At 48.7% G+C, this 22473-nt stretch carries 19 protein-coding genes; 15 read left to right on the top strand and 4 right to left on the bottom strand.

The annotated features are described in order from the left end of the window. Positions 1–9: 9 nt before the first annotated feature. Positions 10–1197, bottom strand: a complete 1188-nt coding sequence (locus THICY_RS00385) for a DegT/DnrJ/EryC1/StrS family aminotransferase (protein WP_013834639.1) — start codon at positions 1195–1197, stop codon at positions 10–12. 13 nt (positions 1198–1210) lie between these two features. After that, on the bottom strand, positions 1211–1825 hold the full coding sequence (gene gmk / locus THICY_RS00390) for a guanylate kinase (protein ID WP_013834640.1): 615 nt from the start codon (positions 1823–1825) through the stop codon (positions 1211–1213). Positions 1826–1927: 102 nt separating this feature from the next. Between gmk and aroK the strand changes: the two genes are divergently transcribed. The 4 genes from aroK to THICY_RS00410 all read left to right on the top strand — a co-directional run bounded on the left by aroK (position 1928) and on the right by THICY_RS00410 (position 4948). After that, positions 1928–2455: a shikimate kinase AroK gene (gene aroK / locus THICY_RS00395; protein ID WP_013834641.1), complete on the top strand. Its 528-nt coding sequence runs from the start codon at positions 1928–1930 to the stop codon at positions 2453–2455. Between the two features lie 53 nt (positions 2456–2508). Continuing rightward, a complete protein-coding gene (gene aroB, locus THICY_RS00400) occupies positions 2509–3588 on the top strand; it encodes a 3-dehydroquinate synthase (RefSeq protein ID WP_013834642.1) in 1080 nt (359 codons plus the stop codon). 119 nt (positions 3589–3707) lie between these two features. Further along, positions 3708–4616: a D-hexose-6-phosphate mutarotase gene (locus THICY_RS00405; RefSeq protein ID WP_013834643.1), complete on the top strand. Its 909-nt coding sequence runs from the start codon at positions 3708–3710 to the stop codon at positions 4614–4616. Further along, positions 4613–4948, top strand: coding sequence for a DUF3392 domain-containing protein (locus tag THICY_RS00410; protein ID WP_013834644.1), 336 nt, complete (start codon positions 4613–4615; stop codon positions 4946–4948). Before THICY_RS00405 ends, THICY_RS00410 begins: the two co-directional genes overlap by 4 nt. Positions 4949–5024: 76 nt before the next feature. Here the strand turns inward: THICY_RS00410 and THICY_RS00415 are convergent, their stop codons facing one another. Both THICY_RS00415 and THICY_RS00420 read right to left on the bottom strand, forming a co-directional pair. Beyond that, positions 5025–5633 (bottom strand): superoxide dismutase, encoded by a 609-nt coding sequence (locus tag THICY_RS00415; protein WP_013834645.1) that lies wholly within the window; start codon positions 5631–5633, stop codon positions 5025–5027. Between the two features lie 117 nt (positions 5634–5750). Beyond that, positions 5751–6059 carry a YcgL domain-containing protein gene (locus THICY_RS00420; protein ID WP_013834646.1) on the bottom strand — a complete coding sequence of 103 codons (309 nt, stop codon included), beginning with the start codon at positions 6057–6059 and terminating at the stop codon, positions 5751–5753. 154 nt (positions 6060–6213) lie between these two features. Between THICY_RS00420 and THICY_RS00425 the strand changes: the two genes are divergently transcribed. The 11 genes from THICY_RS00425 (at position 6214) to THICY_RS08555 (ending at position 22310) form a co-directional block, all read left to right on the top strand. Then, entirely contained in the window at positions 6214–7185 is a 972-nt protein-coding gene (locus tag THICY_RS00425) for an SDR family oxidoreductase (protein ID WP_013834647.1), read from the top strand. A gap of 3 nt (positions 7186–7188) precedes the next feature. Further along, complete coding sequence (locus THICY_RS00430) at positions 7189–8433, top strand: multifunctional CCA addition/repair protein (RefSeq protein ID WP_013834648.1); 1245 nt, start codon at positions 7189–7191, stop codon at positions 8431–8433. Further along, positions 8434–9357 (top strand): cation diffusion facilitator family transporter, encoded by a 924-nt coding sequence (locus THICY_RS00435; RefSeq protein ID WP_013834649.1) that lies wholly within the window; start codon positions 8434–8436, stop codon positions 9355–9357. Positions 9358–9395: 38 nt separating this feature from the next. Continuing rightward, the gene (locus tag THICY_RS00440) at positions 9396–10634 is read left to right on the top strand and encodes an efflux RND transporter periplasmic adaptor subunit (RefSeq protein WP_013834650.1); all 1239 of its coding nucleotides are present in this window, start codon (positions 9396–9398) and stop codon (positions 10632–10634) included. After that, positions 10627–13737, top strand: a complete 3111-nt coding sequence (locus tag THICY_RS00445; protein ID WP_013834651.1) for an efflux RND transporter permease subunit — start codon at positions 10627–10629, stop codon at positions 13735–13737. The genes THICY_RS00440 and THICY_RS00445 overlap by 8 nt, the downstream gene beginning before the upstream one ends. 165 nt (positions 13738–13902) lie before the next feature. Then, entirely contained in the window at positions 13903–15912 is a 2010-nt protein-coding gene (gene tkt, locus THICY_RS00450; protein ID WP_013834652.1) for a transketolase, read from the top strand. A 93-nt stretch (positions 15913–16005) separates the two neighbouring features. After that, a complete protein-coding gene (gap, locus tag THICY_RS00455; protein WP_013834653.1) occupies positions 16006–17004 on the top strand; it encodes a type I glyceraldehyde-3-phosphate dehydrogenase in 999 nt (332 codons plus the stop codon). A gap of 10 nt (positions 17005–17014) precedes the next feature. After that, positions 17015–18193 carry a phosphoglycerate kinase gene (locus tag THICY_RS00460; RefSeq protein ID WP_013834654.1) on the top strand — a complete coding sequence of 393 codons (1179 nt, stop codon included), beginning with the start codon at positions 17015–17017 and terminating at the stop codon, positions 18191–18193. A gap of 240 nt (positions 18194–18433) precedes the next feature. Continuing rightward, positions 18434–19876 (top strand): pyruvate kinase, encoded by a 1443-nt coding sequence (gene pyk / locus THICY_RS00465; RefSeq protein ID WP_013834655.1) that lies wholly within the window; start codon positions 18434–18436, stop codon positions 19874–19876. A 52-nt stretch (positions 19877–19928) separates the two neighbouring features. Continuing rightward, entirely contained in the window at positions 19929–20993 is a 1065-nt protein-coding gene (gene fba, locus THICY_RS00470) for a class II fructose-bisphosphate aldolase (RefSeq protein ID WP_013834656.1), read from the top strand. Between the two features lie 264 nt (positions 20994–21257). After that, positions 21258–22310: a porin gene (locus THICY_RS08555; RefSeq protein WP_013834657.1), complete on the top strand. Its 1053-nt coding sequence runs from the start codon at positions 21258–21260 to the stop codon at positions 22308–22310. Positions 22311–22473 lie beyond the last annotated feature (163 nt).

The raw sequence follows: 22473 nt of genomic DNA on the forward strand, positions 1-22473 counted from the left end.
TGGGAGTCCTTACTTTTTGAAAACGTTAGCAAACGCGTCTAGGCGCTTTTGAATGTCGGCATCGGTCCAGCTTAAATTAATCAGCATCGAGAGCGTGCGGCTCATAATCGCATCCGACTTAGGTGTTTTAACCTGAGAGTAATCAGGGCGGTCGGCGATTAATTCAATCGGTAATTTTGCTGGGCCTTTCATCTGTTGAATATGGTGCCAGTTTTTAAGATAGTGCCAGTTATTGCCATACCAATAGAACACCGCTGGAATCCCCGCTGCTTGCAGACCGGCTAATACTTCACGAGTGCGGACTTCGGTTGGTAGCATAAAGCTTAGGAAGCCGGCGTTTTCATTGGCTTCATCAGCAATGTCACGGAAGGACACTTCGGCGTATTGCGCCATCGCCGATTTCAGCGCCTTTTTGTTACGACGCTGAATCTCCAAAATACGCGGCAGTTTTTGCCATTGCGCGACGCCGACCGCCGCATTCATTTCAGAAATACGGTAATTGGCCCCCATAATCGGGTGGGTTTCGGCGCCACGGTCAGAACCGATATGATCATGGCCATGATCCGAGTACTGGTGCGCGGCATCGTAAATCGCCGTGTCATCGGTAATTACCGCCCCACCTTCACCGCAAGATACCGTTTTGACCGAATCAAATGAGAAGGTGCCCACTTGTCCCCAAGTCCCCAAAGCGCGACCTTGGTAGGTGGCACCGGTAGCTTGGCAAGCATCTTCCATTAAAATGATATTGTGCTTGTCACAGACTGCGCGGACTTTATCCATATAACCGCCTGAGCCGCACATATGCACAAAGTTAACGCCCTTAGTGCGCGGGGTAATCGCGGCTTCTATGCCTTCGGGTGATAAGCATAGGGTTTCATCAATTTCAGCAAATACCGGAATGGCACCCGCTAAAACGATTGCTTCAACCGACGCTACAAAGGTAAAGGGCGGGACGATGACTTCGTCACCGGCACCAATGCCAGCGGCTGCCATAGCGACGGTAAGTGCAGACGTACCGCTGGACACTAGGTGCGCATGTTTCACCGGCAAATCGCGTTGGATCATCTGTTCCATTTCTCGGGCTTTCCAAACCCCGTTGCGCAGGCCATCAAAGTTGTAGCGAAAGGTAAAGCCTTTCTCCATCACTTCAGCAACTTGCTGTTTTTCGTGTTCATCAAAAAGTTCAAAACCTGGCATAAGGACTCCCGGATCAGGTTGGAATAAGTTGGCTTAATAAGCTAGCGTGCTTGGTTTTTTGGTAGTTGAGGGTTTGGCGATTGGCGACAAAAATACTATGTAAATGCATCAAAGCGCTATCAAAGTCGTCATTAATAATCAGATACTCAAATTCGTGATAATGACTTAATTCTCGGTTGGCCTCGCTCATCCGTTTTGCAATCACTTCGGGCGCATCCGTTGCCCGACCTTTAAGACGACGTTCCAGCTCACTCAAGGAAGGCGGGGCAATAAAAATACTGGTTAATTGCGTAAATTCTTGTCGAATTTGTTGTGCGCCTTGCCAATCAATTTCTAAGATCACATCAAGGCCGGCATCCAGTTGTTGCATCACAACGGAACGGCTAGTGCCGTAGTAATTATCGAATACCTGGGCATGCTCTAAAAAATCACCCGCGGCGACCTGTTGTTCAAAAGTCGCTTTATCAACAAAATGATAGTTTACTCCATCGCGCTCACCGGGTCTGGGTGCGCGGGTTGTGGTAGATACAGAGACCTTAATCATCGGGTCTATTTCGAGCAAACGGGAGACCAGTGACGTTTTGCCAGCACCAGACGGCGCTGAAATAACATAGAGTTGACCTAACATAAAAATACACTAATGGTAAATAATCTAACAGTTTATCAAAAAACCGTTCATTTTCCTGTAGGTTTTATGCCGCAAATTGCAAATTTTGGATACAATTTCACTATGAATAAACAAAGTATCTTCTTAGTAGGGCCGATGGGCGCCGGAAAATCGACAGTGGGACGCATTTTGGCCGAAAAACTCGGCTATGATTTTATGGATAGCGACCATGAAATTGAAGCGCGCACGGGTGTAACTATTCCGGTTATTTTTGATATTGAAGGTGAAGCCGGTTTCCGAGCGCGAGAAACGACGGTCATTGATGATATCACCCAACAACCAGGCCTGGTGCTTGCCACAGGGGGCGGTGCGGTGTTATCAGCTGAAAACCGTCGTCATCTTGCCGCACGCGGCTTTGTGGTTTACTTGCGCTCAACCCTGCCAGCGCTGATTCAGCGTACCAAAAATGACCGCAACCGTCCGTTATTGCAAACGGAAAATCCGGAAACGGTTATTGAGCGCTTGCTTACGGAACGGGGCCCCCTCTATGAAGGGGTTGCTGATCTAATCGTTGATACTCAGCAAGCCTCAGTGTTCCGTGTGGTGCGTCATATTCAAGACCAATTAGTACGCGAAGGTGTGGTGTCATAACCGGAGCTAACCAACCCGCTTCGTATTTTCAATCGAAATTTTAGGACAGTCCATTGATTACCTTAACCGTAGATTTAGCAGAACGCAGTTATCCAATTTTTATTGGTCAGGATTTATTACAACAACCCGGCCTAGTCGCTCCTTTTGTCAAAGGCACTCAGGTGATGATTGTCACCAATAGCACGGTCGCGCCCTTATATTTAGACCGCGCCAAAGCGTTGTTTACTGATTTGCAAGTCGATGCGGTGGTCTTGCCGGATGGTGAGGAGTATAAAAATTTAGAGATTCTTAATCGAATTTTTGACCAGTTGATCGGCGGCCATTTTGATCGCAAATCTACGCTGGTGGCATTAGGCGGTGGTGTGATTGGTGATATGACCGGTTTTGCGGCGGCAGCCTATCAACGTGGGGTGCCGTTTATTCAAATTCCAACGACTTTGTTATCGCAAGTGGATTCGTCGGTAGGGGGCAAAACCGGGGTCAACCATCCGCAGGGTAAAAATATGATCGGTGCGTTTCATCAGCCGCAAGCGGTGGTGATTGATACTTTGACCTTGAATACGCTGGAAGACCGTCAGCTGTCAGCAGGCCTGGCGGAAGTGATTAAATATGGCCTCATTCGTGATCTTGCGTTTTTTGAATGGCTGGAGCAGAACCTTGAAGGTTTGATGGCGCGGGATCATGCATTATTAGCGCAAGCGATTGAACGCTCTTGCCAGAATAAAGCCGATATCGTCGCGGCGGATGAGACCGAGCAAGGTCAGCGTGCTTTGTTGAATTTGGGACATACCTTTGGTCATGCGATTGAAGCGGGCATGGGTTATGGTGCTTGGTTGCACGGTGAAGCGATTAGTGCCGGTATGATGCAAGCGGCTTATATGTCACAGCTGTTAGGGGATTTAAGCGCGGCCGATGTTGAACGTATTGGCGCAATTTTTAAACGCGCCAAACTGCCTATTTATCCGCCAAATGAATTAAGTAACGAACAATTTATGCACTATATGGCCGGCGATAAAAAAGTCCAAGCCGGTAAAGTGCGCTTGGTACTACTAAAATCAATTGGCCAAGCTTATATTAGCGGTGATTATCCGGCTGAGTTATTGCAAAAAACGCTTACTGAATGGCGAAGCTAAGTATTTTAAGAGGGTTTTACTAGGGTCTTAGCTACCCCTGAACGCCGCCTCTTTTTGCACAGCAAAAATCGAAGGCTGCGCGCTAAACACTATCTGCTTTTAAAACCTAAGGACATATCATGCTCGACCAATTACAACAGCGTTTTGATCACCCCAATGTGCGTTTTTATCAGCGCGACCAGTTGGTAATGATTGAGCTAAACAATCGTTACGGCCAAGCCACAGTGACGACTCATGGGGCGACCCTGCTAAGTTACATCCCTGCAGGTGGCAGCGATCTATTATGGGTGAGCGATACCGCGATTTATGACGGCAGTAAGCCAGTGCGCGGTGGGGTGCCGGTGTGTTGGCCGTGGTTTGGTGCTTATGATGCTAGCAAAATGGGCGCAGACCCAACCGATGCCGTCAAAAAAGCGCACGGTTTTGCACGTTATGAATTGTGGGAGGTTGAATCGGTCGAATCAATCGGTGATGCTACCCAAGTGGTATTAAGCCTAACCCCAAATGCGTCGATTGAAAAAGCCTGGTCACACGATTTTAAACTCAGCCTAGCCATTACCCTCGGGAAGCAATTAACGGTCGAGCTGATTGGCGAAAACCGCAGTGACCAGGCCTGGTATGTCACCGAAGCCTTGCACACCTACTTTAAAGTTGCCCAAGCGCCAGGCCTGGTAGTTGAAGGTTTGGAAGGCATCACTTATTATGATAAAAACCAAGATTTTGCTCCCTTTACTCAAACCGATAGGCTAAAGGTGCAAGCACCGATGGACTGCGTCTATGTCGATCACATCGGTGCAGTCGTCATCAAAGATCAAGGGCGTGATATTAAAATGGATAAGAGCAACAGCGCCAGCACCATCGTTTGGAACCCGGGTGCGGAAGGTGTTAAAGCCTTTGCCGATATGCCAGATGGTCAATATCAACATATGGTGTGTATCGAGGCGGGTAACGCGTTACAGAATGGTTATGAATTGGCCGCTGGCGCTCGTCATGTCATGACAATGACCTTGGAGGAGGTAGCAAGATGAATGAACTATTTAGTGATGTACTAATCGGGTTTTCAGGGTTTCTACGTCCTTATTTGAGTGAATTGGGTTTAGCTATGATGGCTACACTACTGGTAATTTATGGTAAAGACATTTTGAATGTGCTGAAACAACAAATTGGTGGCTTAAACATACTGCTCAAGTTAACCCTGTTCATTGTGTTTTGTGCGGTTGGCTTTGGTTTATTAACCAGTCTGCTCACCCCTTGGTTGATCAGCCTGTTAGCAGGGGTTGATGATTTATGGCTGGGTTTAGCTGTTTTGGTTGTGTTTTATTTCATTGGCTTCTTGGCCAAAAAGCGCGGCGTACTCTAAAACGCCTAGCCTAAAAGAATCAGGCTGACTCAAAAGAAATCTGAGCCGGCCTGATTACAACAAGTGAAACTAAAGTTTACTTGTTCACTTGATACAGATCAGCGACCTTGTTCCAGTTAACCACATCCCACCAAGCATTAATATAGTCAGGACGACGGTTTTGGTAACGCAAGTAATAGGCGTGTTCCCAAACATCTAAACCAAGAATCGGAGAGCCTTTTACTTCGGCAATATCCATTAATGGGTTGTCTTGATTTGGGGTTGACGTAATTTGTAATTTGCCCTCTGCATTAACAATCAACCAAGCCCAGCCGGAACCAAAGCGAGTTAAACCGGCTTGGGTGAATTGGGTTTTGAAGCTGTCAAAGTCGCCAAAAGTGGCTTTGATATCATCAGCCAAGGTGCCAGTTGGTGCGCCCATGCTATCAGGTGTCATCAGATCCCAAAAAAAGCTATGGTTCCAGTGACCACCACCGTTATTACGTACCGCAGGTGAAATTGCGCCAGCGTTACGAACCAACTCTTCTAAATCCTTACCTTCATGCTCACTACCAGCGAGGGCATTGTTAAGGTTGGTTACATAGGTATTGTGGTGTTTCGAGTGGTGGATTTCCATGGTTTGCGCATCAATCGCAGAGTTAAGCGCATTGTAGTCATAGGCTAAATCGGGCAGTTTAAAACTCATAGTTACATTCCTCGGATTAAAAATCACTAAAAACAAAAAAGATACAGACCTTCAACATTCTATATCCAAACGCCGTTTGATTAAAGCCCTAGTGTTTTACTAGGGAATTAAAAGACTCTAAAAAATATTATCAAGACGCTCTGGAGGCGGTGGCATATCACTGAGTTTTTCAACTTCTTGTGGCGGTAGCTGGATAAAATACCCTTTTTGCTGCAAGGCATCCCAAACTTTTTGCGGATCTTCGCGACCCATTTTACGGGCTGGCGTCATTTCAAAGTCCAACACATGTTGTGCTTCGCCAAACATAACGCGCAATTCCGCAGGTAAATCACTCAATTTTGAGCTTTGCGGAATCATTAGATAAAGCTCGTCTTTCTTACTGCTCTTATAGGCTGAAATGGGCAGGCTTTGTGGGGCTGTTGCCATAGTATCTCCGAAATTGACTAGATTAATAAACCGTTACGCGCTATTGTAACTTATTAACAGTCAGCTTTTCTGGCTTGACCCTTGTCAGGCTTTTTCTTAATATGCTGCAGCATTTTGCAAATACGCGAACACATTAATAGGATTGCATAGAAAGATGATGAAATTTGGTAATAAAGTCGTCGTTTTAGGCGCCGGCGGTTGGTTAGGGCGCGAAGTAATTGCTCGTTTAAGTGAGCAAAAATATCAAGTTACCGCAGTGGTTAAGCGCGCCTCACGTAATCGTGAGCTGGCGCTTTATCCGAATGTTAAGGTCCGCGATGTCGGCGGATGGACACTAGAGGCTCTAACCCCATATCTACAAGAACAAGATACCGTGATTAATCTGTTAACAGACCAATCTATTGCAAATGAAGCCTGTAGCGATGATGCGTTACGCGAATTACAAGCAGGCCTGGTATTGGCCGCCGAAGAACAGGCGATTGCCCGATGGATTCAATTATCTCTGCTGGGTGCGGGGGAGCAAGCGGAAACGCCTTGGGCACAACTCTGCGCGATTCTTGATGATATGGTACTGGCGTCACGCACAATGCTCGTTACCATTATGCGACCAGGCCTGCTCATCGGCCAGGGCGACGATACAACGACCTTATACAATGCCCAATTACAGCGCGCTAAACTACTGATGTTGCCGCATGCGGATCGCGAAGTCCAGCCGCTGTGGGTGCGAGATTTTGCACGCGCCTTAGCTGCCGCGGTGAAACAGCCCAAGAGTTATGGAAAAACTTGGGAGCTCGCGGGTGATGAGGTGATGACGATTGAAGACCTGGCCAGCTGGGTTGCGCAATTTCAGGGCGTAGAAAGCCCGACCTTGCTTCCCATGTGTCAACTCAACACCAAGTTTATGCTGTTACTCGGGCCTTTGGCGCCTTTTCAGGTTACCACGCCTTATCAAAATAAACGTTTAGCTAACCCCCAGATTACTAAGCAGGACTTTGCTACTTTGACCGGTTTTAAACCGCGGCAGATTGAAGCGGTCCTCAGTGATTACATTAGTCAAATGAAAGCTCGTCAGCGTTTCGATTTTTGGCGTCGCAATGCTGGTCGTGCCAACCCACCGAGTGCGTAAATTATGGACATCTACCTTGTTGGCGGTGCCGTGCGTGATGGCTTGCTCGATATCCCGATTGCCGACCGAGACTGGGTGGTGGTCGGCGGTAGTATCGAGCAAATGCTCGCGCTCGGTTGCCAACAGGTAGGCAAAGATTTCCCCGTCTTTATCCACCCGGTCAGTCGAGAAGAATATGCACTGGCACGAACGGAGCGCAAACAAGGGCAAGGCTACCACGGTTTTGAAGTCAATGCCGACGCCGGTGTAACGCTAGAGGAAGACTTGCTTCGTCGTGATTTAACCATCAACGCGATGGCAGTTGCGCAGAACGGTGACCTTATCGATCCCTATGGCGGCAAGCAGGATTTGGATGCGCGTTTGTTACGTCATGTATCGCCAGCTTTTGAGGAAGATCCCTTACGGGTACTGCGGGTCGCGCGGTTTCGAGCGCAATTAGCTGAAAAAAACTTCACTGTCGCGCCTGAAACCCTTACGCTAATGCATACTATGGTGCAAAGTGGCGAGCTTCACGCACTAGTGCCGGAACGGGTTTGGCAAGAAGTCAGCAAAGCCTTGTTGACACCCAAGCCGAGTTTGTTTTTTAAAACCCTACATGAGGTGGGTGCGTTAGCGGTATTGTTTCCAGAACTTGCCCGGCTATTTAAGGTGCCACAATCCCCCGAACACCATCCAGAAGGGGACGCCGGCACTCATAGCCTAATGGTACTTGATGTCGCCGCCGAACTGGGTCATGATTTGGCGATTCGATTCGCTGCTCTAGTTCATGATTTAGGGAAAGGGGTGACGCCAGAAGATTATTGGCCCTCCCATCCGCAGCACGAATTGGCCGGCGTGCCGTTAGTCAATGCGCTCTGTCAGCGTTACCGTGTGCCCAAAACCATGCAACGCTTGGCGGTCAGAGCGACCGAATGGCATGGTCAAATTCATGCTGGCGGCCCAACCATGCCATTAACGGCTCAGCTGGCCGTGCTTAAAGGCTGTGATGCGTTTCGGCAACCCGATGAATTTGATGCTGTTTTGACCGTTTGCGAGGCCGATAGTCGCGGACGCAAAGGCTTTAAAACGACGGATTATCCACAAAAAGCCTACTGGCGTGGTGCACTGCTGGCGGTGCAGAATGTCGACCCACGCAGTCTTGTGTCGGCAGGGCTTAAAGGTGAAGCCATGGCGCAAGCGATTGAACAACGGCGCCTAGCTTGCCTGGATAATTTTTGTACCCATTGGTTAGATGAACATGAGGCTTAAATGATTAAGCTTGGTCCCTGGCGGGTTTCTCAGCCGCAACTGACACGAATTGCGACCTATGCATCGGTATCGGTCGCATCGTTCTTAATTCTGCTCAAGTTTATGGGCTGGTGGTTCACGGGTTCGGTCAGTATTTTGGCATCGCTGTTAGATTCGGCCTTAGATGTGGTCGCTTCGTTAATGATTTTACTGGCGGTGCGGTTTGCCCAAATACCGGCCGATGCCGAACACCGTTTTGGCCACGGTAAGGCCGAACCCTTGGCGGCATTAGCGCAGAGTGTTTTTATTATAGGTTCGGCCTTTTACTTATTAATCTATGCGATTGAACGCCTTATCAACCCCCAGCCTATCGAGCAGATCACCCTGGGTATCATCATTATGGTGATTTCAATTTTTCTAACTTTCTTACTGGTCATGTTTCAACGCTATGTGGTGCGCCAAACCCAGTCCACCGCCATTAAATCCGATGCGCTGCATTACATCACCGATTTAGCCGCCAACAGCTTAGTTATTATCGGGTTATTGCTCGCGGCTTTTTATTTTGGTTGGATTGATGCCGTATTAGGCCTATTTATTGCACTTTTTATCGGCTGGAGCGCATTAAAATTAGCCAGGGATTCGGCCAATCAACTGCTGGACATTGAATTACCGGACGAGATGCGTCAAACCATCGCCAAAATTATTATGAATCAGCGTGGTGTAGAGGGTTTTAACGACTTGCGCACCTATCGCTCTGGACCCAATGTATTTATTCAGTTTGATCTAGAATTGGATGATCGTATGCCGCTGGTAAAAGCCCACCATATTGCGGAAATGGTGACCGAAAAAATTCAAGAGGTTTATCCGCAAGCTGACGTGATTGTTCATCAAGAGCCCGTCAGCTTGCGGACCGACCCCCAACATCATCAATGGGGTCGTGATTAATTAGCCAATCACGCCCCAACGTTTAAGGACATAAACCTATGGCCCAATCGCCTCTACGCTGGCTGGTCAAAACAATCCTGCTGCCCTTGCTTATCCTCATTATCGGATTTGGCATCTTTAACTATCTCAAAAACACCAAGCCGGTCGCCGAGCCGGTTGATATTGAAGAACGGGCGTGGCCGGTGGAGGTTTTGTCACTTAATACACAGCAAACCGCCACCCAACTATCCCTGGTAGGGCGGGTAGAAACCCAGCAGCGCATTCGCCTGCATGCGCCGCTAAATGCCGATCTGGTCAGCTTGCCACGGCAGGTGGGCGAACGTTTTGAAGCCGGTGCCGAATTAATGGCCTTTGACGATCGGCAGGTCGCCTGGCAACTGCAAGCTGCGCAAGCCGATTTTAATGAAGCTCAAGCACTCTTCGCCGCCGAAGAGGTTCAACATGTCAATGAGCGAGAAAAACTCACCCGCGAAGCAGGCCTGCTGGCGTTAAAGCAAACCGATCTTCAGCGTAATCAACAGCTCGTAGCACGAGAACTTGCCTCACAGCAAGTGGTTGATCAAGCTCAAGAGGCCTTGAACCGGCAAGAACTTACCTGGCTCAATGCACAGCTTCAGGTCGAACAGCAAACCAGCCGTTTGGCACAAGCACAGGCCCGTTTAGACCGTGCCCAGGTGCAGCTGGATACGGTGCAGCGGCAAGCAGAGCAAGCGCGCTACATCGCACCCATGCCCGGTCGCATCATGGCACGCCATGCTGCCGAAGGTGAACCCCTAACCCAAAATAGCCCAGTACTGGATTTTTATAGCCTCGATAGCTTGGAATTGCGTGTCACCCTGCCCTTGGATCAAGTAGCGACCTTGCAAGCGGCGATTGCGCAGGCACAGCCTATTTCCGGTCAACTGCTAGGTACCGACGAGCCGCTCGAATTTTCACGCTTCGATGCAGTCGCCAGTGTTCGCGGATTAGATGCCTGGTTTGCCTTTACCCTGCCCACCCAAAGCAGGCCTGGTGAAATGCGGGAAATGCGGGTTTCAGTGCCGCTGGAGTCACCAGCCTTTGCTGTGCCCTATAGCGCGCTTTACGGACAAAATCGTGTCTATGTGATTGATAGTGAACGCTTGGTCGCGCGTGAAGTGAAACGGGTTGGGGATTGGATGCAAGGCACTCAGCGTTGGGCGTTAGTAGTGGGCGAGTTGGCGCTGGGTGAGCAATTGCTGGTCACCCAGTTACCCAATGCGGTGGGTGGTTTACGCGTGAGGCCTCTCAATGAGTAAGCACAGTCGTCGCGGTTTAATTGGTCTCTTTACCTATCACAAGGTCGCCGCCAATTTATTGATGCTACTGATGATGCTGGCCGGAGCGGTCGCCTTGATGCGCCTGAACGTTCAGTTTTTCCCAAATTTCGATTTAGACTATGCCCAAGTGCGAGTTATTTGGCCCGGCGCGAATGCGCAAGATGTCGAGCAAAGTGTCACCAATCCAATAGAACGGGTACTGCGCACGGTAGAGAATCTCGACGAAATGACCTCGACCTCAGCATTAGGCTCCTCATTGGTGACGTTGAAATTTAAAGAAGGCACCGACATGATTGAGGCAGTCGATCAAGTGCGCCAACGGGTTACCGAATTACGCAACCTACCACAAGATATTCAAACGCCCACCATTGAACGAATTCTCCGTTACGAACCCATTGCCAAGGTCTTATTATTAGGTCAGCCCGGCGATGCCGATGGCCTGCGAGAGATGGCGCGACAATTTGAGCGTGAACTGCTCGATCGTGGCGTTGACCGGGTCACCTTTCGTGGCCGCCCGATTGAAGAACTGGCCATTGAATTGCCGCTGGCCAAGCAACAGGCTTACCAGTTAAGCATTGCCCAAGTGGCCGAGCAGGTCAGTAGTATCAGTCGTGATGTCCCTGCTGGCCAAATTGGCTTTAGTGACGCCACTCGCGATGTGCGCGCACTCGAACAGCGTCGAGAAGTGAACCACTTTGCTGACCTACCTTTGCAAGTGAGTGATACCGAACAATTGCGCTTGGGCGATGTTGCCCAAGTCATTCTCCGCCCGGTTCGTGAGGCGGCTTACCTAAGGGTGGACGACCGCCCAGTGATTGAGCTGTCCCTGCAACGCTCGGAAAGCGGTGACACGCTAGCCTCATCACGCATTATGCAGGCCTGGTTAGATGACACCTTGCCACACTTGCCTCAGGGGGTCGATTTGGTGGTCTATGACGAAACCTGGTCGCTGGTGAAAGAACGGATTATGTTGCTGGTTAAAAACGGGCTTGGCGGCTTGTTATTGGTGCTAGCAATTTTATATATCTTCCTCAACGGGCGGGTCGCCTTTTGGGTAGCGGTCGGTATTCCGGTGTCCTTTTTAGCCACGCTGATGGTGCTTTATCTAGCCGGTGGCAGTATTAATATGATTAGCCTGTTTGCGCTGATTATGGCGCTGGGTATTATCGTCGATGACGCCATAGTGGTCGGTGAAGATGCGCTCACCCATTTTGAGCAAGGCGAATCACCGGGCGAGGCCGCCGCCGGCGGTGCCAAACGCATGTTTACACCCGTAATGGCCTCATCCTTAACCACCATTGCCGCCTTTTTGCCTTTAATGATTATCGGTGGTGAAATTGGCGGTATTTTAATCGCCATTCCGATGGTGATTATTTCCGTTATTCTGGTGTCGCTGGTGCAATGCTTTTTGGTATTGCCGGGTCATTTACGCTTTGGTTTAGGTTTGTTTAACGGCACGGAACCGAAATGGCGTAAACGCTGGGATGCCGCATTTGGACGTTTCCGTCAAGTGTATTTCCGTGCGGTGATTCGCTGGGTGCTCAATAACCGTATGAGTATGGTCGCCATGACCTTTAGTCTTATTCTATTAATCATCGGTCTAATTGCCGGCGGGCGGCTAAGTTTTACCTTCTTCCCCTCGCCAGAATCTAACCGTATCAATGCCTCGGTGCAATTTGTATCCGGCACGCCAGAGCAGGTTACCGCCGATTTTATGCGCCAAGTTTATCAAGCTTTGCGTGAGGTTGAAGCGGAACTGGAGCCGGGTATCGTCAAAACTGCGGTACTGGCTTACAATCAAGGCTCCAGTGCCAGCAGTGGGGTGTATGGCGCGATGCAAATTGAGCTAATCCCCTCCGATCGACGTCAAACCCGCAATATCACCCTAATGCAGGCCTGGCGCGAACGCGTACCCACGGCACCCGGCCTAGAAAACTTTAATATTGCCGCTCAAACCGGCGGGCCACCTGGACGGGATATCCAAATCCAATTTACCGGTGCCGATGCCGAGCGTTTAAAGTTGGCGTCCGAAGCCTTACAAGCGGTTATTGAAGATTTGCCCGGCGTCAGTGGTGTATCGGATGATTTGCCCTACGGTCGCCAGCAAATGGTTTATCAACTCACTCCCTATGCGCAAGCCTTGGGCTTTACCACCAGCTCTATTGGTAGCCAGCTCAGCAGTGCTTTATCGGGTCAACTGGCGCAAATTTTTACCCTGGGCGAAGATGAAATTGAAGTGCGAGTGATGCTACCACGCGAGGAGCAAGCGCAACTCGCTTTACTCAATCAACTCCAGCTGGTTGCACCGAATGGCGAATTTGTGAACCTCTCACAGCTGGTCGAGTGGCGCACTCAGCAAGGTTTTGATGTGTTACGCCATTTTAACGGCCAGCTTGCGGTTACCGTACTCGGCGATGTCGATCGCAGTCAAAATAATGCCAATCAAATTCTAGCCAATCTGCAAGACACCGTCTTGCCTGAGTTACAGCAGCGCTATGGCGTAAATTACAGCCTAGAGGGCACCGCTAAAAACCAAAGTAATACCTTTGGCGATATGCTGATTGGCTTAATGCTCGGGCTGGTGTTGATTTATATTATTTTGGCTTGGGTATTCCAGTCTTATGGCTGGCCGCTCGTGGTCATGCTGGCGATTCCGCTCGGCTTAATCGGCGCCATTTTGGGCCATTATGTGATGGGGATTGGCTTGACCATCTTGTCACTGTTTGGTTTATTTGGCTTGGCCGGCATTGTGGTTAACAACGCGATTATTTTGGTCAGTTTCTATCAACGCCTACTGGCCGAAGGCCTCAGTGTTAACGAAGCACTCGAAGAAGCCTCGGTACAGCGTTTGCGGGCCGTTCTGGTTACCAGTCTAACCACCATTGCCGGTTTAACCCCGTTATTGTTCGAAACCTCATTGCAAGCACAGTTTTTAATCCCCATGGCGGTGTCGATAGCCTTTGGTCTAGCCTTTGCAACGATATTAATTCTATTGGTTATTCCCGCGTTATTATCTCTCTACGAAGGCGGCGCTAAGCGGGTTGAGGGCTGGCTAAAGCGCTCTACCCAACGCGCAATTTGATGCTAAATGACGCCCCCACTTGAAGAATCTTGCAAATTAAGCGAAAATAACTAACTATTTGTGTTTGAAATAGCAAGGCGCAGGTCTGCTTATTCGGTTATAAAGACCCCGGTATACCCCGGTTTCAAACACCCCCGAATTTTTTTAATGATTGAGGACGTTGATATGCCAACTCGTAGAGAACTCGCTAACGCTATCCGTGCGTTAAGCATGGATGCGGTACAAAAAGCCAAATCAGGACATCCTGGTGCCCCAATGGGGATGGCTGATATTGCCGAGGTTCTGTGGAACAGCCACATGAAATACAACCCAAAAAATTCAAACTGGGCCGACCGTGATCGTTTCGTACTATCGAACGGCCATGGCTCTATGTTGATTTATTCTCTACTGCACTTAACCGGTTTTGAGTTAGGTATCGAAGATATCAAACAATTCCGTCAGCTTCATTCAAAAACAGCCGGTCACCCAGAATACGGTTATGCCGATGGCATCGAAACCACCACCGGTCCACTAGGTCAAGGTGTTACTAATGCCGTGGGTATGGCGATTGCAGAACGCACATTAGGCGCGCAGTTCAACCGCCCAGGTTACCCAGTTGTAAATCACCACACCTATGTATTCTTGGGCGACGGTTGCTTGATGGAAGGCTTGTCGCATGAATCTTGTGCAATGGCCGGTGCTTTAGGTCTAGGTAAGTTAGTTGCCTTCTGGGACGACAACAACATCTCTATCGACGGTCACATCGACGAGTGGATGGAACAAGACGTACCGGGTCGTTTTGAATCTTACGGCTGGCACGTGATCCGTGGTGTTGATGGTCATAACGCAGAAGCGGTGGATGCCGCTATCCATGAAGCTAAATCGATTCAAGACAAGCCAACGCTCATTTGTACCAAAACCACCATCGGTTTCGGTTCGCCAAACCTATGTGGCACGCACGATTGTCACGGCGCACCACTAGGTGACCAAGAAATTGCCCTAACGCGTGAAAACCTAGGCTGGAATCACGAGCCTTTCGTTATCCCGCAAGACATTTATGATGGTTGGGATCACACTGCAAAAGGCGCTGAAGAAGAAGCCGCTTGGAATGAAATGTTTGCCGGCTACGCAAAAGAATACCCAGAATTGGCGTCTGAATTCAAACGTCGTATGTCAGGCGAATTACCGGCCAACTTCGAAGTCGAAATGAACAAGTTCATTGCCAAAACGCAAGCCGATATGCCAAACATTGCCTCACGTAAAGCGTCACAAAACGCGATTGAAGCCATGGGACCATTATTGCCAGAACTATTTGGTGGTTCAGCCGACCTAACCGGTTCTAACCTAACCAACTGGTCAGGCACGGTTAAAGTAAACAAAAACAATGCTAACGGTAACTACATCTCTTGGGGTGTGCGTGAATTTGGTATGGCCCACATGATGAACGGTATGGTCCTTCATGGTGGCTTCAAGGTTTACGGTGCAACCTTCCTAATGTTCATGGAATTCATGCGTAACGCGTTACGTATGTCAGCACTGATGAAAATCGGCACCATCTATGTTTATACTCACGACTCGATTGGTCTGGGTGAAGACGGCCCAACTCATCAGCCAGTAGAGCAAATTGCGACCATGCGCATGATTCCACGTTTCCAGACCTGGCGTGCTTGTGATGCGGTGGAATCAGCGGTATCTTGGAAAGTGGCTGTGATGCGTAACGAAGCGCCAACCGCGTTGGTCTTTTCGCGTCAAAACCTAACCCCACAACCACGTACCGATGCGCAGGTTAAAAACATCGAGAAGGGCGGTTATGTCCTAAAAGATTGCAACTGCGAAGGCGCGTGCGAAGCACAATTGATTATTATCGCGACCGGTTCGGAAGTTGATCTAGCGGTGAAAGCGGCCGATCAGTTGAATGCCGCAGGGACTAAAGTACGCGTGGTATCTATGCCATGTCCAGAAATGTTCGCCGCGCAAGACCAAGCCTATCAAGATTCGGTCTTGATTCCAGGTGTTAAGCGTTTAGCGGTAGAAGCGGGCGTAACAGCTTACTGGTACAAGTGGGTTGGTTTAGACGGTGATGTGGTTGGTATCGACACCTTCGGTGAATCCGCACCCGCTGGCGAGCTATTTAAAGAATTTGGTTTCACGGTAGAAAACGTCGTAGCAAAAGCTCAGGCGCTCATTGCGAAATAATCGATTTTAAATTTATGTTTGTTAACTAAAAAAGGGCTACGGCCCGACTGAAAACTCGGCACTTGTGCCGGTTTTCCTCAATAGGAGAAAAGTATGACAATTAAAGTAGGCATTAACGGTTTTGGTCGTATCGGTCGTATGGCATTCCGCGCCGCGGCAAAAGATTTTCCAGGTATTGAAGTGGTTGCCATCAACGACCTTCTAGATCCTGAATACCTAGCCTATATGTTGAAGTATGACTCAGTACACGGCAACTTCCAGGGCGACGTTGCTGTTGAAGGTAACAGCATGGTCGTTAACGGTAAAAAAATCCGTTTAACCGCAGAGCGCGACCCAGCAAACCTAAAATGGGACGAAGCCGGTGTTGACCTAGTTATCGAATGTACCGGTTTCTTCCTAACCGAAGAGTCTTGCCAGGCACACATCAAAGCGGGCGCGAAAAAAGTCGTTCAGTCAGCACCATCAAAAGACCATACGCCAATGTTTGTTTACGGTGTAAACCATAAAGAGTATGCGGGTCAAGCGATTGTTTCAGCCGCTTCTTGTACCACCAACGGTTTAGCACCAGTGGCCAAAGTATTAAACGATAACTTCGGTATCAAGCGTGGTTTGATGACGACGGTGCATGCCGCAACGGCAACCCAAAAAACCGTTGACGGTCCTTCATCAAAAGACTGGCGCGGTGGTCGTGGTATTTTAGAAAACATCATTCCATCATCAACGGGTGCGGCCAAAGCCGTGGGTAAAGTATTGCCATCACTCAACGGCAAACTAACCGGTATGGCATTCCGTGTACCAACCTCTGACGTATCAGTGGTTGACCTAACGGTTGAGCTAGAAAAAGATGCGACTTACGAGCAAATCTGTGCCGCCATGAAAAAAGCCTCAGAAGGTGAAATGAAGGGTGTGCTAGGTTACACTGACGAATCCGTAGTTTCGACTGACTTCCGTGGCAACTCTCACCCATCCATCTTTGATGCGGGCGCAGGCATTGCCCTAGACGGTACCTTCGTTAAAGTTGTTGCTTGGTATGATAACGAATACGGCTATACCTGTAACATGATGCGTGTTGTTGAACACGTTGGTAAGTAAGGAGCCACCTATGTCTTTTATTCGTATGGCAGATTTGGATCTTAAGGGCAAGCGCGTCTTAATTCGTGCTGACCTTAACGTGCCAGTTAAAAATGGCGTTGTCACCTCAGATGCGCGTATTCGTGCCTCTATGAAAACCTTTGAAGCGGCCATGAAGGCCGGTGCCAAAGTGATGGTCATGTCGCATCTAGGTCGTCCCGTAGAAGGTGAGTTTTCAGCAGAAAATTCATTGGCGCCGGTTGCGGCAAACCTATCCGAAAAATTGGGCAAAAACGTTCGTCTGATCAAAGACTACTTAAACGGTGGTTTTGATGTGGCTGATGGTGAGCTAGTGCTACTAGAAAACGTCCGTTTCAACGTCGGGGAAGGCAAAAACACCGAAGAGTTATCGAAAAAATACGCCGCATTGTGTGATGTTTATGTGATGGATGCTTTCGGTACCGCTCACCGTGCGCAGGGTTCTACCCACGGCGCCGGTGTCTATGCCCCCGTTGCTTGTGCCGGCCTGTTATTAACTGAAGAACTTGATGCACTAACCAAGGCCTTAAAAGAGCCTGCGCGTCCATTAGTGGCGATTGTCGGCGGTTCTAAGGTTTCAACTAAGTTAACCGTGCTTGAGTCGCTATCACAAGTGGTTGACCAGTTGGTTGTTGGTGGTGGTATTGCCAACACCTTCATTAAGGCCGCTGGCCACAATGTCGGTAAGTCACTATGTGAAGATGATTTGGTGCCAACCGCTAACAAGCTAAACGAGATTATGAACGCACGTAATGCGTCTATTCCCGTGGCTGTTGACGTTGTAACCGGTAAAGAATTCTCTGAAACCGCGGCGGCGGAAACCAAATCAGTTGCTGATGTAGCGGATGACGATATGATTTTCGATATCGGGCCAAAATCAGCCGCAGAATTAGCTGAAATAATCAAAAACGCCGGCACCGTGGTATGGAACGGTCCCGTGGGCGTGTTTGAGTTTGATCAGTTTGGAGCAGGAACTAAAACCATCTCTAAAGCGATTGCCGAATCCAAAGCCTTCTCAATTGCTGGCGGTGGTGACACCCTAGCCGCGATTGATAAGTATGGCATTGCGGATCAAGTGTCTTACATTTCAACCGGCGGTGGTGCCTTCCTTGAATTCTTGGAAGGCAAAAAACTACCTGCCGTTGAAATGCTGGAACAACGCGCGAAGTAAGTAACACAAAGTACTAATCCAGGCCTGCTGTTAGCAGGCCTGGTTCTATCAACAAACACTGTTGTAAAACGGTCATCTTATTGTTATCAGTTAAATAAGGATGACTCGAGAAGTGAATTGAACCAAGGCCGGACGGGTCTTTCCCCAGCTAGGGGGCAGTTTATTTTACGAGACATCTTGCAACTGCCACACTAAGACGTAGTTTAGCAAACAGTCAAACACATAAGGAAACATGCCAAGATGGCTGAAACACTTCGTAGAACAAAAATTGTCGCCACCCTTGGGCCAGCGACCGATCGTCCCGGTGAACTGGAACGTATTATCCTCGCCGGTGTTGATGTGGTGCGTATTAATATGTCACACGGTAACCCGGAAGATCATTTACTTCGCGCCCAAAATATTCGCGAAACCGCCGCTCGCGTTAATCGCGAAGTGGCCATTTTGGTTGATTTGCAAGGACCAAAAATCCGGATTGCCAAATTCAAAAATGGCCCGATTGAACTCAATGACGGCGACCAATTTGCCTTAGATAACAACGTCGCCAATGATGCCGGTAATCAACAAGAAGTGGGGTTAACCTACAAAAACCTGCCTTATGACGTTAAAGCTGACGATCTGTTGTTACTAGACGATGGCCGGATTGTGATGAAGGTCAATCAAGTGGTTGGCGAGCGCGTTGAATGTACCGTCACCGTGGGCGGTACCTTGTCCAATAACAAGGGTATTAACCTGCATGGCGGCGGCTTATCCGCCAGCGCATTAACCGAAAAAGACAAGGAAGACATCCTAACCGCCGCTAAAATTGATGCCGACTACCTAGCCTTGTCCTTTCCCCGTTCTGCGGAAGATGTCGACTACTGCCGCAGCCTGGCCGAACAAGCCGGTCTAAAATGCGGTATTGTGTCTAAAATCGAACGTGCCGAAGCCGTGGCTGATGACGCAACTCTGGATGGCATTATCCTCGCCTCGGATGTGGTGATGATTGCCCGTGGTGACCTCGGTGTCGAAGTGGGTGATACCCAATTACCGGCCCTGCAAAAGAAAATTATCAAACGCGCACGTCAATTAAACCGTGTCACCATCACCGCGACCCAGATGATGGAAACCATGATTGACAACGCCATCCCAACCCGCGCAGAAGTCTTTGACGTCGCCAACGCGGTGATGGACGGTACCGATGCGGTGATGCTATCTGGCGAAACCGCGACCGGTCGCTCGCCGCACCAGGTCGTTGCGACCATGGCCAAAATTTGTCATGAAGCGGAAAAATCGCGGTCAACCCGCCATTCTACCCACCGCATCGAAGAAACTTTCCAAGCGGTTGACGAAACCATTGCGATGGCAACCATGTACGCGGCCAACCACTTTAATGTCAAATGCATTGCTGCCTTAACCGAATCGGGTAACACCGCTTTGTTAATGTCGCGCATCAGTTCGGGCATGCCGATTTTCGCCCTAACCCCGCATCAGGCCACCCGTCGTAAGGTGTGTATGTATCGCGGTGTTTATCCGTCGATAGTTGATTTTGCCAACCTAAGCGACGAGGAAGTTACCCAATCGATCTTAAGTCAGCTTAAGCAGTTTGGCCGGGTTAACAGCGGTGATTTGGCGATTGTAACTCGTGGCCAAACCCAGGGCGAAATGGGTGGCACCAATCGCATGGAAATTGTTAAAGTACCTTAATCTTAATGCAAGTTAAGTTAAATTTTTTAAACTAAAAAAAGGAGTATCGCATATGGCGATGATTACACTTCGTGAATTGATGGACTACGCAGCAGAACATAGCTTTGGTATGCCAGCGTTTAACGTAAACAACATGGAACAAGTACGCGCAATCATGCGTGCCGCTGACGCAGTAAACTCACCAGTCATTCTGCAGGGTTCTGCTGGTGCACGTAAATATGCCGGCGAGCCAATGCTTCGTCACATGGTAGCCGCGGCTGTTGAAATGTACCCACACATTCCAGTGGTTATGCACCAAGACCACGGCTCTGATGTGGGCGTCTGTTTACGCGCGATCCAGTCTGGCTTCACCTCGGTGATGATGGACGGTTCTTTAATGTCAGACATGAAAACCCCCGCTTCTTATGAATACAACGCTGGCATTACTGCCGAAGTTGTGAAGATTGCTCATGCCGGTGGTGTGTCTGTAGAAGGCGAATTGGGTTGTTTGGGTTCATTAGAAACTGGCATGATGGGTGAAGAAGACGGACACGGTTCTGATGAAAAACTAGACCATTCAGCACTTTTGACTGATCCAGAAGAAGCGGCTCAGTTTGTACGTGAAACCAACGTCGACTGTTTAGCCGTAGCGGTAGGTACCTCCCACGGTGCGTACAAGTTCACTTCTAAGCCGTCTGATGACGTTTTGAAAATTGACCAGATCAAAAAAATCCATGCGCGTATCCCAACCACTCATTTGGTTATGCACGGTTCTTCGTCAGTACCAGAAGAATGGTTAAGCATCATCAACAACTACGGTGGTGACATGGGTCAAACCTATGGTGTACCTGTAGAAGCGATTGTTGAAGGGATTAAGTACGGTGTGCGTAAAGTGAACATCGATACCGACCTACGTATGGCCTCAACCGGTGCGATTCGTAAGCACTTGGCGGAAAACACGTCAAACTTCGACCCACGTAAATTCTTCAAAGCGGCCGAAGACGCGATGATGGAAATCTGTAAAGCACGTTTTGAAGCCTTTGGTTGTGCCGGCCATGCGTCTAAAATCAAAGCGTCTGGTTTAGAAGTGATGCAATCTCGTTATGCGTCAGGTTCATTAGACCAGAAGGTCGTTTAAGCCTGGTTGTAAACCAGGCCATTACCCGGCCTGGTGCTGCCACCAAAAACTCGAACTTGTTTCGGGTTTTTTATTAGCAACGACTTATAAATCGCACGGCTTTGGGCTATAACTGTTGCAAAAAAACAACAGATGCAAATTTTGTTTAAAAATATTCCCCAGACCTTGCACTGACCAACAAAAATCCGTATTGTCATCATCAAGCCGAGCCATTAGAGCCCGGTAATTAACGAAATACACTAACTTTTAAATAAGGAAGACAGCATGAAAAAGAATATTCTTGCAGTAGCCATCGCTGGCGCAATGGCCGTTCCATTTGCAGCAAACGCTTCAGCTCCAACCCTATACGGTCAAATGAACATTGCAGTTGACTCAGTCACTGACAACGGTTCTGCAGTAGTAAACCGTAACTCACGTTTAGGCGTTAAGGGTTCTGAAGACGTTGGTAATGGCCTTAAGGTGGTATACCAGTTCGAAACTACCTTGGTTGCAAATGGTGGTGATAACGGTGGTTTTGGTGGTCAGCGTAATACCTTCGTAGGTGTTGCGGGTGGTTTTGGTACCGTTATCGCCGGTCGTCATGACACGCCATTACGTATGATTCAGCCTAACGACCGTTTTAACGACTCTGCATACCTAGGTAATAACACTGGTCGTTTCGGTGGCTTAAACTTGGGTGGAGATGCTAACTTTTCTGGTGAAGATCGCGTAGACAATGTAGTAGTTTATATTTCCCCAAACATCAATGGTTTCCAAGTTAGTTTGGCCGGTATTACAGATGCCGAAGAACCTAAAAATCAGGCACTAGGCAATGGCTATTCGGCTTCACTTTCTTACGGTTCTAAGCGTAATGGTTTGTATGCCGCAATTGGTTTAACGCAAGCCACCAAAGATCTTTATGCTGCAGGCGAAAATATTGATCAGCAAAATACCCGTGCTGTCGTTCAGTACTCTGACGCTGGTTTAGTGGTTTCGGCTATGTACAATGGTGTTAACACTAAGAAAGTTGAAATTGACGGTGAGCGTTCAGACCTTGGTAACCATAGTAACATCGTATTAGGTGCGGCCTACACCATGGGTGACTTCACCCCACGTGCTAAAGTTGCATTTGTATCTTATGATGACATCGTTATCGAAGATGAAAAGTTTAAAACAAAAGATGCGACTAACTATACAATCGGTTTAGATTACGCACTAGGCAAGAAAACCCGTACTTTTGTAGAGTATGGTGTTCTTGATAAGAACAGCTTAAGTGGTGTTCGTGTTAATGACAAGTCAACTGACGTGTTCACTGTTGGTATCGCTCACAGCTTCTAATTTTGTTCCGAGTTCGCTCGGACAGCTTGGAACTGTAGCACTAGCCTAACGGCTAAAAACCCCGCCCCGGCGGGGTTTTTTAATCCCCAAACAAAACCAAAACAACAACGCCCCAAAATCGGGGCGTGGTAAAAAGCATCAACAATGTAAAGCTGTCTTACAA

It is taken from the genome of Thiomicrospira cyclica ALM1, assembly GCF_000214825.1.
GTDB classification, from domain to species: domain Bacteria; phylum Pseudomonadota; class Gammaproteobacteria; order Thiomicrospirales; family Thiomicrospiraceae; genus Thiomicrospira; species Thiomicrospira cyclica.

Excerpts from the sequence above, each read along its gene's own strand:
- THICY_RS00385 (WP_013834639.1), bottom strand. The coding sequence starts at position 1,197 with ATGCCAGGTTTTGAACTTTTTGATGAACACGAAAAACAGCAAGTTGCT.
- gmk (WP_013834640.1), bottom strand. The coding sequence starts at position 1,825 with ATGTTAGGTCAACTCTATGTTATTTCAGCGCCGTCTGGTGCTGGCAAA.
- aroK (WP_013834641.1), top strand. The coding sequence starts at position 1,928 with ATGAATAAACAAAGTATCTTCTTAGTAGGGCCGATGGGCGCCGGAAAA.
- THICY_RS00405 (WP_013834643.1), top strand. The coding sequence starts at position 3,708 with ATGCTCGACCAATTACAACAGCGTTTTGATCACCCCAATGTGCGTTTT.
- THICY_RS00410 (WP_013834644.1), top strand. The coding sequence starts at position 4,613 with ATGAATGAACTATTTAGTGATGTACTAATCGGGTTTTCAGGGTTTCTA.
- THICY_RS00415 (WP_013834645.1), bottom strand. The coding sequence starts at position 5,633 with ATGAGTTTTAAACTGCCCGATTTAGCCTATGACTACAATGCGCTTAAC.
- THICY_RS00420 (WP_013834646.1), bottom strand. The coding sequence starts at position 6,059 with ATGGCAACAGCCCCACAAAGCCTGCCCATTTCAGCCTATAAGAGCAGT.
- THICY_RS00425 (WP_013834647.1), top strand. The coding sequence starts at position 6,214 with ATGATGAAATTTGGTAATAAAGTCGTCGTTTTAGGCGCCGGCGGTTGG.
- THICY_RS00430 (WP_013834648.1), top strand. The coding sequence starts at position 7,189 with ATGGACATCTACCTTGTTGGCGGTGCCGTGCGTGATGGCTTGCTCGAT.
- THICY_RS00435 (WP_013834649.1), top strand. The coding sequence starts at position 8,434 with ATGATTAAGCTTGGTCCCTGGCGGGTTTCTCAGCCGCAACTGACACGA.
- THICY_RS00440 (WP_013834650.1), top strand. The coding sequence starts at position 9,396 with ATGGCCCAATCGCCTCTACGCTGGCTGGTCAAAACAATCCTGCTGCCC.
- THICY_RS00445 (WP_013834651.1), top strand. The coding sequence starts at position 10,627 with ATGAGTAAGCACAGTCGTCGCGGTTTAATTGGTCTCTTTACCTATCAC.
- tkt (WP_013834652.1), top strand. The coding sequence starts at position 13,903 with ATGCCAACTCGTAGAGAACTCGCTAACGCTATCCGTGCGTTAAGCATG.
- gap (WP_013834653.1), top strand. The coding sequence starts at position 16,006 with ATGACAATTAAAGTAGGCATTAACGGTTTTGGTCGTATCGGTCGTATG.
- THICY_RS00460 (WP_013834654.1), top strand. The coding sequence starts at position 17,015 with ATGTCTTTTATTCGTATGGCAGATTTGGATCTTAAGGGCAAGCGCGTC.
- pyk (WP_013834655.1), top strand. The coding sequence starts at position 18,434 with ATGGCTGAAACACTTCGTAGAACAAAAATTGTCGCCACCCTTGGGCCA.
- fba (WP_013834656.1), top strand. The coding sequence starts at position 19,929 with ATGGCGATGATTACACTTCGTGAATTGATGGACTACGCAGCAGAACAT.
- THICY_RS08555 (WP_013834657.1), top strand. The coding sequence starts at position 21,258 with ATGAAAAAGAATATTCTTGCAGTAGCCATCGCTGGCGCAATGGCCGTT.